Origin of the sequence: Methanosarcina sp. WH1, from assembly GCF_000970005.1 — an archaeon.
In the GTDB taxonomy this organism is placed as follows: Archaea; Halobacteriota; Methanosarcinia; order Methanosarcinales; family Methanosarcinaceae; genus Methanosarcina.
Genome location: NZ_CP009504.1, coordinates 611,420 through 626,880, shown reverse-complemented (window position 1 = coordinate 626,880; position 15,461 = coordinate 611,420). Strand labels below are relative to the sequence as shown.

Genomic DNA, 15,461 nt, shown 5'->3' with positions numbered 1-15,461 from the left:
TAAAAAAATATCCGTATCCAGCTCAATTGAGTAGCTAGAGAATTATTTTTACTGCCATTATTCTCACTCCTGCTCAGGCGAGACAAAAATGGTGATTCAGAAAGTGCTATCTGTCCCCGTTTATCAGAAAAAGTTGCAATTTTTTAATATATTTTTAACTCTGGGCATTCTAGTCTGGAGTATGAAACATTTTGGATTGAAAAGGTCTATATAATATTGTCAAGTAGACAATTAAATTGGAATAAAAATAAATCTCTACGAATAATAGTAAAAAAGGTATGACCGATATGAGCGAATTCACACTTAAAACAAGACTGTTAGCTGCCCTTGAAGGCAAGCCCGTTGACAAAACACCTGTTTGTTCCGTGACCCAGACCGGAATTGTAGAACTCATGGACGAAGTCGGAGCCCCCTGGCCTGAATCTCACAGCAACCCTGAACTTATGGCAAAACTGTCACTCGCCAACTACGAGCTCAGCGGACTTGAAGCTGTAAGGGTTCCTTACTGCCTTACCGTCCTTGTCGAAGCCATGGGCTGTGAGATCAACATGGGTACCAAGAACAGGCAGCCCTCTGTTACCGGTCACCCCTACCCCAAGAGCCTTGAAGGCGCAGCAGTCCCTGCAGACCTTCTGCAGAAAGGTAGAATACCAACCGTGCTTGAAGCAATCAAGATCATCAGGGAAAAGGTCGGCCCGGATGTCCCAATCATCGGCGGTATGGAAGGCCCTATCACTGTAGCCTCTGACCTTTCAAGTGTAAAATCCTTCATGAAATGGTCCATTAAAAAACCTGAACTCTTTGAACAGGTTCTGGACCTTGCAACCGAAGCTTCAATTATCTATGCAAACGCAATGGTCGAAGCAGGTGCAGACATTATTGCCATTGCAGACCCTGTCGCTTCCCCTGACCTCATGAGCCCTGACTCCTTCAAGCAGTATCTCCAGCCAAGGCTGCAGAAGTTCTCTGCCGGTGTGAACTCGGTTACAGTCCTCCACGTCTGTGGAAACGTTAACTCTATTCTCGACTATATGGCAGACTGCGGCTTTGAAGGCCTCAGCGTTGAAGAAAAGATTGGCAGTGTAAAGAAAGCAAAGGAAGTCATCGGAACCAGAGTAAGGTTAATAGGAAACATCTCCAGTCCATTCACCTTACTGCCCGGCCCTGTTGACAAGATCAAAACCGAATCCAAGCAGGCTCTTGCGGATGGCATTGATGTGCTCGCACCGGGCTGTGGAATTGCACCCATGACCCCACTCGAGAACATAAAAGCCATGGTTGCAGCAAGAAACGAATACTACGCCTGAAAAGGCATAAAATTTCTTTATTTTTTTTACGGGTAAATCCCGGAGCTCTAAAACAATTAGAACTTCGGGATGTTCTGCCCAGATTCATATTTTTTTACGTTGCCAAAAAGGGACCTCAGAGATGAGAATATCCGGATCCAGGCTCTTAACAAGCTATTAGTTCAGGAGACTCGATCCAGGAAAGTGGTTCAGCAAAACTCACCGGGAAAACTGGCCCACCATCAAACTTATTAAAAATTATTAAAAACAATAAATGCTGAAATAATTGGTTAAGTAAGTCTTAAACTTTTTTGAAGGAGGTTAAGATATGAGAATAGGAGTTGCAATTGACCTGGGAACCAGCGGCTTTAGGGCCCAGAAAATTGACCTGGACAACGGCGAGATTAAGAAAACCGTGATAACTCTCCGGAATCCCCTGCCGGGAGCAAACGTAATGGATCACCTTGACTTTGCAATCCATTATGGGCTTGACAAAGCCCACGGGCTCTCAGCCACAGCAGTAAAAAATATCCTTACGGCACTTGGAGTAAAACCCGAAGAGATGGAGAAGTTCTCAATCTGCGGAAACCCAATCCAGCTTTCTATATTCCAGGGAATTCCCATTGAAGACCTGGCATACGCAGGTGAACGTAAGAAACAGAAGTACCATATTGAAGAACAAAACAGAGACGCTCGGGTCATACCTCTGCCCGAAATCGATGGATTCGAAGAGTTTAAAAACTGTAAACTGTTTGTTCCCCCTGCCATAAAACACGAAGTTGGAGCCGATGCGCTTGCCCTTATAGAAAAGGCAGGCATGCTCGAGAGTGATGAGATTGCGATCGCTACGGACTACGGAACAAACGCCGAAATGGCCCTGAAATCAAACGGGATTATTTACACTGGATCGGCTGCTGCCGGACCGGCTCTAGAGGGTCAGGAAATCGAATACGGATCCATTGCATCCCCGCATACCATCAGCGATGTCGAATTTGAAGGGGAAAACCTGCGCTGTTACGTGCTCGACAGGGACATGAACACAGTCCAGGGAGATCTCGTAAACCCAAAGACAGGGGAAGTCGTGGAAAAAGGAGAGGTCACTGCAAAAGGCATTACAGGTACAGGAGTTATTGCCCTTATCGAAACCGGGATAAGGAACAAACTGATAGTTCTGCCAAAAATTAAGACTCCCGAGAGCATCATCCACCTCCAGGACGGGATCAAGTTTACAGAAAAAGACCTTGTAGCAGCCGGGAGAGCCATCGGAGCACTCCGTGCAGGCCACATTACCCTCTGTGTAGCTGCAGGCATAGAGATGGAAGACCTCAAGATAGCTCACATGTCAGGAGCTGCCGGGACTTACATGGATGCTGCAAAAGCCCACCAAGTAGGAATGATCCCTTATAACACTAATTATGTTTCCCAGATAGGAAACACCTCCCTGACCGTTGCCCGGGAAATTCTGCTTTCGGAAGACAGGCTCTGGGAACTTCAGGCAATTGCAAAGGAAATCCTGGGCACGCATGTGATGTTCGCAACTTCCGAAGCCTTTAAGGAAGCCTATTTGCTGGAACTTGCCTATTGGAATGAGGGCATGGCATTTAAGATGCTTCAGAAGTTCTTGAAAAAGAAAAAACTCCCTATGATCGGCGAGCCTTCGACTATCCTGAAAATCGACCGCCAGGTTGAAAGGGATATTCCTGTACTCGGAGAAGACGGGCTCGAAGTACTTGAAAAAGTCGGGACCTACCTTACCATGGTCATAGAAGACTGCGCAGGCTGCAAAAAATGTGCAAAGGTATGCCCCACCGGAGCTCTCAGGATGGAAGACAACGGGACTGTAAAAATAAGGACCGACCTCTGTGACGGGGCAAACTGCCAGCGCTGCCTGCATGCTTGCCCGGATGACAGGTTCAAATGGGAAAACCTGACTGTTGCAGGAATCTAACAAAAGAGTAATAAAGCTTATTGGAATAAAGAGAGTGGAGCCCGTGAACTTAAATTCGCGGATTTCCTGCTACATTTCCCGTGGTTAGAAGGTATCGAGTGAGTAAAGTGTAAATGTTTACCTTCAAAACTGAAGTTTTTTACTTGTTTGTACCCATGAAGTTTGTTCGGTTGTATTTAATTTGTCAACTACCCTACGCTAAAGAGGCGGTCCGACAATTCAATTTCAGGGCAGAAACATGCAAAAAATAAGGTATATAAAGCCTTTAAACTGAAAAAAAGGAATTTTGAATCTTACAGATAGTAATGTCGGACAGCCTGTAAAACAACAGAGTTTCCTGCCTGTTACATGTGACTTTGTATAATCTCTTTTAATTTTTGCATATATCACTATAAAAACCAGAATAAACCCAGAGGGAATAGACGCCAAAAAAGGATTTGAGAAACACAAAAAAGATTTTAATAACCCCCTATTGAGAGATAAAACAATATACTTTGAGAATAGAAAAGTTGACGCTTATATCTCCGGACCAGATGTCTGGGGAGTTTACACTTCATTATATAATGGCAAAAAATGAAGGGACTATAAGTAGAAAACGATAGAAAGTGGCAGAAAACGGAGGAAAAAAAAGTGGACGTCATTGTTGTTGGAGGTTTCCTGGGAAGCGGGAAAACAACCACCATTATCAATATGGGCAGATACCTGGCAGAAAAAGGAAAAAAAGTTGCCATCATTGTGAATGAGATCGGAGAAATAGGGATTGACGGGGACGTGATCAAGAGGTTCGGATTCGATACCAAAGAGATCACTGGAGGCTGCATCTGCTGCTCTCTGAAAGTTGGGCTGAGGACCACAATCACTCTCCTTGCAAAAGAATACAAACCCGATGTCCTGCTGATCGAACCCACAGGAATTGCTTTTCCACACATTATCAGAAACGAAGTAGAGCTTATGAATCTTGGAGAAGAGGTAAAAGTCGCTCCCCTTGTAACCCTGATTGACGGCAGTCGCTTCAAGTATCTAATGAAAGAGGTAAAAGAATTTGCCATGAGGCAGATTATAGATGCCGAGATTCTGGGAATAAACAAAGTGGATCTGATCGAACCCATCAGGATTCCCATTCTGGAAGCTTCAGTGCAGCAACTGAATCCAAAAGCCAGAGTGGTTCTGCTTTCGGGAAAGAATACCGGGGAAATATTTGAGAATTTCATGCAGATAGTTCTCCCTGATATCAAAGGAATTCTGGAAAAAGCTCAGGCAACCACCACAGAAGAAAAGTCCAGACCTCCCGAAGCTAAGGAAACCGAAGATTCCATCGAAGCCTCTGGAGTTGGCAGCTATGCTGCAGAGTTCGCAATTAAGGATGTAGAAAGCCTGAGCACGGAAACCACCAGGGAGCTTACTACTGAATTAATGAACACAATAAAAGAAAAGGTTCTCGAGCTAAACCCTGAATTTGTAGGGCATATCAAACTCTTCCTAGACAACGGACTGGAAACCGTAAAGCAGAGCGTTACTATCTATTATGAAGATCCCCAGGAAGAGATCATAAAATCAAAAGAAGGAGCTGTTCCGACATTAAAGATCCTCTCCGCAGTCTCAAATGTTGAGAAGGAAACTCTAAAAGATGCTGTGAACAACTCGGTACAGGAAACCTTTGAGAAAAGGGAAATAGACGTGCATAAAGCCAAACACGAACATGATCATGAACACGACCAGAAGCATGGACATCACGAACATGGACATGGACAAAAAATCGTGAATTGAAGGCAGGAAAAAATAAGAAGAAAAGAAAGGGCAAGTAAGGGAAAAACGTTCTTATTTCCCCTTTTTCAAAAATAGTTTCCCCAGAAGTTCCTGTTTAGCTGTGTAAATAATTACCAGAAATGTCTCTGGCCGACAGATGATAACGCCTTTTAAATGATTTTCTCTGAGTGGTCTATATAATACTGGGCAAGTTCATTCCCCCATTCCAGAGCACTGGGGGTAAAACTCATGATCTTCCTATGGTCGAATTCTCCATCTTTTCCAAAGAGCTTCAGCATCAGAAAAGAGTCTGTAACCATAAAAGAAGATATCCTTAATTTTCCAGTATAGATGTAAAGTGAGACCTTATTTTTCAAGCAGGTATTATATTCATCCTCAAAATCATTTTTCAACCTATTATAGATTTTTTCTTCGAGAATAAGGTGCACTTCGGCCCCATCCTCTGCACATTTTGCCTGTATTGCAGGGCAGTCAGGACAGAAATAAGAGTAGAATGACTTGAGGGTTTTTGAGCTGTAAAGTCTGTCTTCAAGGTGTTTTGGAAATTCAAAGAGATGGTCCAGATCAGGCTCCTCCAGAGTACATTTTCCCAGCATGTCTATCTTCTGAATCAGATGCTTGGGAATTGGAGACCTGTCATGTTTAGACCAGTAATCCTTGTTTCCGTCAAAAACATCGAGAAGCGTATTAAGGGGAAGCATCTTTTCAACTATAACTTCTCCGATATCAGAGAGTTCATAGGCACTTCCCTTCTGCACGATGAGGTCCATGTCTTTCAATTTTTTTATCTGCGGCATTACCGCACATGCCTTTACATTAAGGGTGTCCTTGATCTCATCAATATGCATTGGCCCACTAGCTAACTGGACAAGGAGATTTTTTCTTTTTTCAGAGAAGAAGATCAAATCTATAAGAGTACTCATGTTTATCAGCTTCCAAGCATGAACATGTTATGTTAAAATTGAATTATCGTTTCCCGGAACTTTGCCCATAAACCCACCTCAATCCTCCGGGAAGGATAGCTTCAACATTTATCCAAGAGCATTACTGGATAATCTGGTACTTTACCAGATAAATTATAATTGATCCGTATAATAAAGCGTTTTAAAACTTTAGCTCTTGTAGCATCCTCCTCTGCATTAAAGGAGGGTAACCAACATATCTTCAATATGAAATTTCAATCTAAAAGTGGGGGGTCTCTTAGATTATAACAGTAATTATATTACAGATATAATATATGAATATAGCTTTATACGTAAATATAGATTTTGATCAGCATAACACAAACTACAGATATAGATTATATTTGCATTTTAATATTAAATATAACAACATTACTGATATTATATATAAAGTATCATAATAAGTAAAGAATCAAAAAATATAAAACCAACATCAGATATATTCTTCTGTTTTCACAATACTGAAAAACAAAATGTCTGTTATTCACCGAATAATATAAATGTAATGGACTCAAAAGGACAGTTCAGAATGTCAGTTGGCACCTGTGGTATATCAGCCTGTATCTTCGAGATCATTGCCTTCAAATTTTTAATGCCTTTGTTTTTTGCACCCCATCACAAATTCAAGTAGTCTCTGTTTTTCAATAAGAAGGAATTTTCCATATTCCGAATAAAAAGCTCAAGTTTGCAAAAAGTCTGTGAGTGCAAACTATAAAGAAGCAACAAATTTTCCCGGACCTTAAAATAAGAAGCCAAATAAAAATCAGGTCCATCCAAAATATAAGGAAATCTATATTTCGTAGGGATATAAAAAACTGCTTATGGATCAAAAAACATTGTCGGTTAAGCTATATACATTTAAGTCAATTTGTCTTTAGTGACCTAAACCTGAAAAGAAAGAATAACCTGACTAAATTCAGGCGAAATTTCGGTCTGTACCGCAGCCGGAGATTCTGATTTTCAGGGGAATGGCCATCTTGTGAATTAAGGAGTATAATTAGTGGATTTAGGGAATTGACGGGCTGTGGAACCCGTTAAGGATCTAAGTAAAAAAGATGGAGATCCGGAAGAGCAGAAAGAAAACTGTCCATCTGGGTACTTCACTAAAAAAGGAGATTTTCAATGGCAAAAGAAGACATTCTGAACGCTTTAATGGATGCTGTGGTTGAAGGCGACGACGAAATTGCAGAAGAATTTGCGCAAAAAGCCCTTGATGAAGACCTCGACGCATACGAAGCAATCGTTGACGGCCTTGCAAAAGGAATGAAGATTATCAGTGATATGTACGAAAAGGGAGAAGCCTTTGTCCCCAGCCTTCTGCTTGCAGCAGATGCAATGTATGCCGGAATGGACATCCTTACCCCTTACATTAAACTAGACGGAACCTCAGTTCCCAGAAATGTCATCATTGGTACCGTTGAAGGAGATGTACACGATATTGGCAAGAACCTTGTCAAAACCATGATGACTGCAGCCGGTTATAACATGATCGACCTTGGCTGTGATGTGCCTCTTGATAAATTCGTAGAAACCGCAAAGGAGAAGAAGGCAACTGCAATCTCAATGAGCACTCTGATGACCACCACCATGGGCGGCATGGAAACCGTTATTGAACAGCTTCAGGAAGAAGGCATCAGAGACTCCATGATTGTTATGGTCGGTGGAGCGCCTATTTCCAAAGACTTTGCAGACAGTATTGGTGCAGATGGCACAGCCGGTGATGCAAGCATAGCAGTCGAGACTCTTACTTCCCTTGTGAGTGAGCTTCCTGCCGATTTATGGAGCGATTCCTCTATTGCAGCAAGCAAGATGAAGTACAAAGAATCCCTTGCACAGAAAGGCGGAAAGGAAAAGATCGATGTCGGCCTCATAACCGCTGAGAAAATCAAAGCCGAATTCGACTCCGTGGTCCCGAAGTTCAAGGAAACCATGACCAAAGCAGAGAGGTTTGGCTCTGCCTTCCAGGACAAGAAAGTCGACCGGCTCCCTGTAGCACCTCTCGCCTGCGGTGTTTCCAGAAAGTTCGTGCCCTGCGCTTACAAAGACTACTCGACAAGTGCAGAGAAGTATGCAGACTGCGTCGAAGCAGGAATCAAGTACTTCAATATGGACACCTTCGTCGGCCTGACCGACCTTTGTGTTGATGCAGCAGATTTCGGTACAACTGTAAGATATCCTGAAGAAGACACCCCCGCAGCAATCGGCCACATAGAAGACTACGAAAAAATGGAAGTTCCCGACCTTAAGGAAGGTACACGTGCCTACAACCTTATCCAGGGCAACAAGCTTGCTACAGAGAAGGCACACGCCCTCAATGCACCCATGACCGCTCTGATCGAAGGTCCAATGGTAGCCCTGACCCAGATTATGGGAGCAACCCGTGTCCTTTCCGACCTCAGGACCAACCCTGATGTCGTCCTCAAAGCCCTTGACAAGACCACAACCTATGTAGAAGAAATAATGAAGGGCATGTTCGAAGAAGCCCAGCCCGATAACCTCTGTATGGTGAACCTCTGGACCAACAATGTAATCCTCAGCGCTGACGAATACATGAAATCCGAAGGTCAGATCATGCAAAACAGGATTGCTCCACTTTACAAGCAGTACAACAAGCCAGTCGTTATCCACAACTGTGCAGACGCCCCGCACTGGGACCTCATCAGCAAGTGGAACACGGAGTACTACAGCTACACCTACTATCCTGACGAGGCCAATAAGGGATCCAAGGACCACAAGTACCTTATCAACACCCACGGAAAAGAAACCATGTTCGGTGGAGAGGTCAGCCCAATATTGTTCCTTGACAACAGCCCTGAAGGTATCAGTAAGATGAAGGCAGATACCATGGCTCTCCAGGAAAGCGTCCTGAACACTCTCAAAGAGAACGGTATGCAGTCCAAGTACATGATTTCAACTGGTTGTGAAGTGCCACCAGGCGCACCCTGTGACACCATCACTGCCCAGACATATACCGTGGCAGAGAAGGGACCCGAACTCTACAAGAAAATCATCGGCTAAACCCATTGAATTTCCTGAGAAATAAATTAAGCCTGGATTGCCAGGTACGGGATGGGATTCAGACCCATCCTCCCTTTATTAATCACAATAAAACATTGGCTATCACTATTTTCTGCACCCTTTGCCTCAAAAAGTGCAAGCGAACTAAAAACGATAAAAAAGGCATTGGGAGGAAGAAAAACATAGAAAAACAAGAATAAAAACGGGAATAAAAACGGGAATAAAAACGGGAATAAAAACGGGAATAAAAAAACGAGAATAAAAAAACGGGAATAAAAAAACGGGAATAAAAAAACGGGAATAAAAACGGGAATAAAAACGAGAATAAAAAAACGGGAATAAAAAAACGGGAATAAAAGCGGGAATAAAAAAGAAAGTGTTTCCTGAACCCTTTACCTCAAAAGTGCAAGCGAACTAAAAACGATAGAAAAAACATGTGAAGGAAGGAAAACGAGAATAAAAACGAATACAAACACATTTGGGCCGAAAAACGGAATATTTCCCGCAGAAAATAGTAGTGAACCTTTTCAAATACTCCTGTTAAAAGAGGTGAAACTGGATGAGACCTCAGAAAATACCCACTCCTGAGAATGAAACGTTTTATTCGAGTCCTTTACACCCTGCAATCTACAAGCTGGAGCTGAACCATTCATCTCAGAAGTTCCTCTTCCGTTACTCAGTTATTGAAACAAGTCCTCAAAAATATGAATCAGACTTATCCCCCGGATCGTTAGAATATACAGATATATATACGGGTTTTGGATCTTGCGATATGCTCACAGAAAGAGGGTATATAGATACATACACGGATTCCAGATGTTCCAATATTCCCACAGAAATAAATTTTACAATGGAAAGTCCTGAGACCAACCTTGAATGCACAGAAAAGCTCTCCGAATCATCAGACATTCAGTATAAGTTAAATAAAGAATAATCCGGTAAAAGTTTCAATTTTAAATAAAAAAACGGTAAAACCTCTAAGAATCCAATCAAAAAACGGCAAACACCCAAAAAAACCAATCAAAAAACGGCAAAACCTCCAAAAAAACAAATCAAAAAACGACAAAACCTCCAAAAAAGCCAATCAAAAAACGACAAAACCTCCAAAAAAGCCAATCAAAAAACGACAAAACCTCCAAAAAAGCCAATCAAAAAACGACAAAACCTCCAAAAAAGCCAATCAAAAAACGACAAAACCTCCAAATTCCCTTAATTTTTAGATATATCAAAACCCCAGATAAAAAAGCCCGAAAGAGAGCAGAGATTCGGATGAAATTTTGGCTAAAAGAAGAATATCAGCCAAAAATAAGACTTCCAGCAGGGAATAAAGAGCAGGAACAGCAGCAAATGAGGTACGGACATGGCAAGCGAGCTAAAAACACAGGGCAACATGAGCCCGGAAAGCCAGGACGGAATGGAAAAACTGGCCCGGACGATAAGGGACAAGATTCTCATCGACGAGCCGGTAAAAGAAGAAAGGCTTATCGACCAGCTTGAAAGGGCAGCCATAGAGATTGACGAGCTGTTGGGCTCATCCCTTGGGCCAAAGGGGATGAACAAGATAATAGTAAACCCTGTGGGGGATATTTTCGTTACGAACGACGGGAAAGTCATCTTAAAGGAAATGGATGTACTTCACCCGATCGTAACGTCCCTTAAAAAGCTTGCCGAATCAATAGATAAAGCCTGCGGAGACGGCACAAAAACGGCTGTGATTTTTGCAAGCAACCTGATTAAAAACGCGGTAAGACTTATCAGGGCAGGGGTTCATCCGACAATCATTATAGAAGGATACGAACTTGCCATGCAAAAAACGTATGAGATGCTGCAGTACAGCATAAAGCAGGCCTCAGAAGAGGATATACGCACAACAATAATGTGCTCGGCAACGGGAAAAGGAATTGAAAGGCAGCAGGCAGAAGCTGTTACGGACATCGTACTTCAAGTAATAAAGCACCTGAGCAAAAAGCAGGCAGGAAGACTCGACCTGAACAGGAACATCAAAATCCTAAAAAAGAAAGGTGGGTCGGAAATCATTGCAATAGAAGGCCTGATTCTTGATGAAAACCCGGCAAGAGAAGATATGCTGAAAAGTTTTCAGGACCCTGCAGTCCTTATCATAAATTATGACCTCAAGAGAAAAAGCGGATACCTAAATCCCCAGCATAACCTCAAAATGGATTCTGTACAGACTTCCTTACTTTTTGAGGAGAAAAAAAAGCAGATGTGCGGGGAAATTGCCCGAAAGATCATTGATTCGGGTGCAAATGTCCTCTTCTGTGAAGGAGATATAGACCCTTATATAGAAACTCTGCTCCGGGACAATGGGATCCTGGCTTTCAAGAAGCTGAAGATGAAAGACCTTGAGAAGCTTGCAGAAGCAACAGGTACAACCCTGAAAGTCTTTCAGGATGAGATTCACCCCCGTGACCTTGGAAAAGCAGACAGCATAAAGCTTGAAAAGAAAAACGGGGAAAACTTTGTTTTCATCACCGTGAAAGAGAAAGCAATAGCCACCATCCTGATATGGGAACCTGTTAAATACGGGCTTGACAAGGTAGAAGAAGCGATAGACGATGCCCTGAATAATGCGGCATTCCTTATGAAAAATAGGGAAATCGTGAATGGAGGAGGGGCAATAGAGTTTGAACTGGCACATATGGTCAGGCTGTTTGCAGCAACACAGACCGGAAAGAAGCAACTTGCAGTTCAKGCGTATGCAGAAGCCCTCGAAAAGATCCCCACGATTCTTGCCAGAAATATGGGAATGAATGCAATTGATGCAGTGGCGCAGATGAGGAATTCATATTCAAGAGGAATAGAAGCCAGGATAGACCTCTCACGAAAGGTAACTGATAAGGGGCCGGAAGTCTACGATTCGGCGACTGTTAAAAAACTTGCCATAATAGCAGGCACGGAGACGGCAAAAAACGTGCTCAGGATTGATGAGATAGTCCCGAAGAGATAAGCCAAAAATGCAAGCATAAATCTGGAACAAGGGAGACCGGATAAAACCAAAAATATAACGCTGATAACAATGCTACTCCCTCTCCGTGAGCATTGTTGTCATATCCTCTGAAAAGTGAACTACCACCAGCTAAAGTTAGACCTGTAATACTCTTTCTGGAAAGGCACGGATTTGCCATTTAAAAGTGCCTTTCCGGGAAGGAGCCTGTGTCCAGAAAAATATTGTAAAGGCGATATTGTAAAGGTGATATGCTCCGGTTTTGCCATTTACCGGACGATTGCCAGACGGAAAAACGTCCCGGTACTCTAACCTTTAATCCCCTCACAAAAAGAGTATCAGAACACAGGTAAAAGGTACTTTTTAGATCCTGTTGCCATTTGAAGGGTCTAAAAAGAAGGCTGGGCTCCAATCAGGGATCTGTACGCCCCTTTACTGCTGAAGCCCTCCAGGCAGGAAAGGGAGCAGTACTCCTGCTTTGATCAATACGTCAGGCAGGACAATAATACTGCCAGATAATAATATTGCAGGCAGTACAGACACTATTCCAGTGATAATGTTCAATCTTTAATTGAAGTCATGGGGAAGGTGGAAAAGCCATGAAGTGTATGATAATAGGCGGCTTCCTCGGAAGCGGCAAGACTACTACAATAAGAAAACTGATCGAATACCTTGGAGCACAGGGGCAAAGAATAGCAATTATTGTCAACGAGATAGGAGAAATAGGGATAGACGGGGACACCATCTCGGATGGGGGAGTGGAAACCAGAGAAATTACAAACGGATGCGTTTGCTGCACCCTCAGGATCAGTATGGAGTACACCATAAAAAACCTAATAACTTCCTACCGTCCGGATACTATTATTATAGAGCCTACAGGGATAGCCTTTCCAAGACAGATTAAAAGTAATATAGAAAGCATGGGTATCCCGGAGATGAGATTCACTCCTATAGTAAATCTCGTGGACCCCTGCCGCCTGGGCTCGGATGAAGGAGATCTGCAGAATTTTGTGAGAAATCAGATCGAAGATGCCGAGGTTCTGGGCATCAACAAAGTTGACCTCATAGGGCAGGAAAAACTTCTGGAGACCTGCCTGCTTCTCCGCAAAGTGAACCCAAAAGCGCGGATAGTTCATTTCTCAGCCAGACAGGGAGGAGAAGCCCTGGATAAACTATTCAGTCTGATTGGGAGAAACAGCCAGAATAAAACAATTAATGAAGCAAGAAACTCAGTTGAAATGTCTGGAGTTTCAGCTTATTCAACAGAGTTCGAGATTATTTCACAGGAAATACCTCTTGAAACATCGGTTTCTGTTTCCGGGCAGATCCTGGACGGCATAAGAAATAGAGTAACGGAACTGAACCCTGAATTTACAGGACATATCAAACTTTCCTTTACACACAAAGAGGATTTTGTAAAGGGAAGTGTGACTTCAGCATATGAAAAACCCGAAATTGAAATCCTAAAAAAAGAGAGCAATTCCCGATCAAGGATTAAGATACTCTCTGCGGTAACATCCGTATCCAGGGAAGAACTTATCAAAACTGTAGACACGACGGTAACTGGACAGCTGGAAAACAGACAAATTTCATATATAAAGGTGGAAAAAAACGACAACGTCTCCCGCCAGAGCACAATAGGTCCCTTTCAACAGAAGTACTTTTGAAGGAAATATGTTTCCGGTTTAGGAAAGCCGTGACCGGACATACAAAAACTTTATATATGATAAAATTGTCCTCGCTCCTTGCCCAAAAGAGACCTGCATTAGAGAGGCAAAATGTTCGTTTAGCCGTCCAGAAAAACCCTGGCTTCAAAATGAATAGAAATTTCCCAAAAATATAAGGGAGTTTGCATAAGAAGAAATTAAAGACAGAGATGTAATAACTTATCAGGTAAAAGTTCACTCACATTTTAAAAAACGGCAGAAAAAAAGGCAAAAAATAGTATTTAGCCAGAATCAGGTACAATTTAAAAACCCGATCTTTGAAAATTTGGATTATATATTAGGAAGAATATATAATTCTAGGAAAACCGATGGAAATAATTTAGCATGTAGAACTTACTTGCGTGCTTTCAAAAAAATATCCCAATGCGCCTTATTTTGCCTTAATAAAGATTTCAAATAAAACAAGTCCACTTGACAACTTCTAAATCTCAATTGAAAGCCTGTGTATCTTCACGATCCGCAAAAAAAGATCTCCTTGAAAAGAAGATAATTGCCCTATAAATTTTGAGGCAATTGATTAAATCAATGGGGACAAAAAAACAATCCTTTTTTATAAAATCATTTGCGTAAAAAAATAGGGTAAGAATTATAAAATTATAGCTGCGCAAAAATTAGCATGGATGAGGGTATATGCGAGAAAATCCAACTTTCATCTGCAAGTGAATTCCCGAATAATAAGGGAGTATACCTTTCATAAGTTGACTGGGAAGAAAAGGTCTACTGGCACCTGAAAATATAAACTGAAAAACAGGAAACTCAACAATATTTTCAAAAGGAGCCTAAAAAACAGAAAAATAGACTGTAATTCAGCACTTTTGTGTAACCAGTATACCAAAAGGTTATCCTACCCTCACAATGGAAAGAATTCGGCCTGGAGGTTTTCGAATTCATTTACATTGTTTCAGAAAGTATTTCGGAAGAAATACCTGAAAATTCAGGGAGATGCAACTTGCAGGATCAAGGATCTGAGCAATCCGAGATCGCTTCATTATAAAATGGAGGTTAAAATATGTTGGATTTGAAACTGGAAGACATCGATGGCATATTAGTACGCTACAACGTCGCCCTCGAAAAGGAAATGACTCCTGACGAAGCGGCAGAAGAGCTTTACCCGAAGGATGAACTCATCTACCCGATTGCAAAATCAATCTACGAAGGAGAAGAAGACGACGTAGTTGACGGCCTCAAAGCCGCAATCGCTGCAGGCAAAAAGCCAATCGACCTTATCAATGATGCTCTGATGGTAGGCATGGGTGTTGTATCCAAGCTCTACGACGATGGTATCATTTTCCTCCCTAATGTTATGATGTCTGCTGACGCAATGCTGAATGGTATTGAATTCTGCAAATCCCAGACCACCGATGTACCCGAACCCAAGGGCACTGTTGTCTGCCATGTTGCAGAAGGTGACGTGCACGACATCGGAAAGAACATTGTTGCTGCCCTTCTGAGAGCAGCCGGCTATGATGTAACTGACCTGGGCAGAGATGTCCCTGTTGACGAAGTCATTGAGGCTGTTGTAAAAGATAAACCAATTATGCTTACAGGTACTGCTCTCATGACAACCACCATGTATGCATTCAAGGAAATCAATGACAAGCTCCTTGAAAAGGGATTAAAACTGCCCTTTGCATGTGGTGGCGGTGCTGTAAACCAGGACTTCGTTGCACAGTATGACCTCGGAGTTTATGGTGAAGAAGCTTCAGACGCAGTAAAGATTGCTGATGCAATCCTTGCCAGTGGGAACGACATAGAGAAGTTAAGAGCAGAATTCCACAAGCACTAACG

The 15,461-nt window shown here is 42.4% G+C and carries 9 protein-coding genes; 8 read left to right on the top strand and 1 reads right to left on the bottom strand.

The genetic code is table 11. From position 1 onward, the window contains the following. The first annotated feature begins 287 nt into the window (after nt 1-287). From mtaA to MSWH1_RS02785, 3 genes are all read left to right on the top strand, one after another. Nucleotides 288-1,307, top strand: a complete 1,020-nt coding sequence (gene mtaA / locus MSWH1_RS02795) for a methylcobamide:CoM methyltransferase MtaA (protein ID WP_197074055.1) — start codon at nt 288-290, stop codon at nt 1,305-1,307. Between the two features lie 307 nt (nt 1,308-1,614). Further along, the gene (locus tag MSWH1_RS02790) at nt 1,615-3,234 is read left to right on the top strand and encodes a methylamine methyltransferase corrinoid protein reductive activase (RefSeq protein WP_048125889.1); all 1,620 of its coding nucleotides are present in this window, start codon (nt 1,615-1,617) and stop codon (nt 3,232-3,234) included. A 630-nt stretch (nt 3,235-3,864) separates the two neighbouring features. Next, a complete protein-coding gene (locus tag MSWH1_RS02785) occupies nt 3,865-5,001 on the top strand; it encodes a GTP-binding protein (protein WP_048125886.1) in 1,137 nt (378 codons plus the stop codon). Nucleotides 5,002-5,150: 149 nt separating this feature from the next. Here the strand turns inward: MSWH1_RS02785 and MSWH1_RS02780 are convergent, their stop codons facing one another. Beyond that, nucleotides 5,151-5,924, bottom strand: a complete 774-nt coding sequence (locus MSWH1_RS02780) for a winged helix-turn-helix domain-containing protein (RefSeq protein WP_048125883.1) — start codon at nt 5,922-5,924, stop codon at nt 5,151-5,153. Between the two features lie 1,161 nt (nt 5,925-7,085). Between MSWH1_RS02780 and MSWH1_RS02775 the strand changes: the two genes are divergently transcribed. The 5 genes from MSWH1_RS02775 to mtaC all read left to right on the top strand — a co-directional run bounded on the left by MSWH1_RS02775 (nt 7,086) and on the right by mtaC (nt 15,459). Continuing rightward, nucleotides 7,086-8,981, top strand: a complete 1,896-nt coding sequence (locus tag MSWH1_RS02775; protein ID WP_048125881.1) for a uroporphyrinogen decarboxylase family protein — start codon at nt 7,086-7,088, stop codon at nt 8,979-8,981. A gap of 559 nt (nt 8,982-9,540) precedes the next feature. Further along, nucleotides 9,541-9,915, top strand: coding sequence for a hypothetical protein (locus tag MSWH1_RS02770; protein ID WP_048125880.1), 375 nt, complete (start codon nt 9,541-9,543; stop codon nt 9,913-9,915). Nucleotides 9,916-10,341: 426 nt separating this feature from the next. Beyond that, nucleotides 10,342-11,949 (top strand): TCP-1/cpn60 chaperonin family protein, encoded by a 1,608-nt coding sequence (locus MSWH1_RS02765; RefSeq protein WP_048125878.1) that lies wholly within the window; start codon nt 10,342-10,344, stop codon nt 11,947-11,949. Between the two features lie 596 nt (nt 11,950-12,545). Next, nucleotides 12,546-13,613, top strand: a complete 1,068-nt coding sequence (locus MSWH1_RS02760; RefSeq protein ID WP_048125876.1) for a GTP-binding protein — start codon at nt 12,546-12,548, stop codon at nt 13,611-13,613. Between the two features lie 1,069 nt (nt 13,614-14,682). Next, nucleotides 14,683-15,459: a methanol--corrinoid protein MtaC gene (mtaC, locus tag MSWH1_RS02750; protein WP_048125873.1), complete on the top strand. Its 777-nt coding sequence runs from the start codon at nt 14,683-14,685 to the stop codon at nt 15,457-15,459. Nucleotides 15,460-15,461 lie beyond the last annotated feature (2 nt).

Excerpts from the sequence above, each read along its gene's own strand:
- mtaA (WP_197074055.1), top strand. The coding sequence starts at position 288 with ATGAGCGAATTCACACTTAAAACAAGACTGTTAGCTGCCCTTGAAGGC.
- MSWH1_RS02790 (WP_048125889.1), top strand. The coding sequence starts at position 1,615 with ATGAGAATAGGAGTTGCAATTGACCTGGGAACCAGCGGCTTTAGGGCC.
- MSWH1_RS02780 (WP_048125883.1), bottom strand. The coding sequence starts at position 5,924 with ATGAGTACTCTTATAGATTTGATCTTCTTCTCTGAAAAAAGAAAAAAT.
- MSWH1_RS02775 (WP_048125881.1), top strand. The coding sequence starts at position 7,086 with ATGGCAAAAGAAGACATTCTGAACGCTTTAATGGATGCTGTGGTTGAA.
- MSWH1_RS02770 (WP_048125880.1), top strand. The coding sequence starts at position 9,541 with ATGAGACCTCAGAAAATACCCACTCCTGAGAATGAAACGTTTTATTCG.
- MSWH1_RS02760 (WP_048125876.1), top strand. The coding sequence starts at position 12,546 with ATGAAGTGTATGATAATAGGCGGCTTCCTCGGAAGCGGCAAGACTACT.
- mtaC (WP_048125873.1), top strand. The coding sequence starts at position 14,683 with ATGTTGGATTTGAAACTGGAAGACATCGATGGCATATTAGTACGCTAC.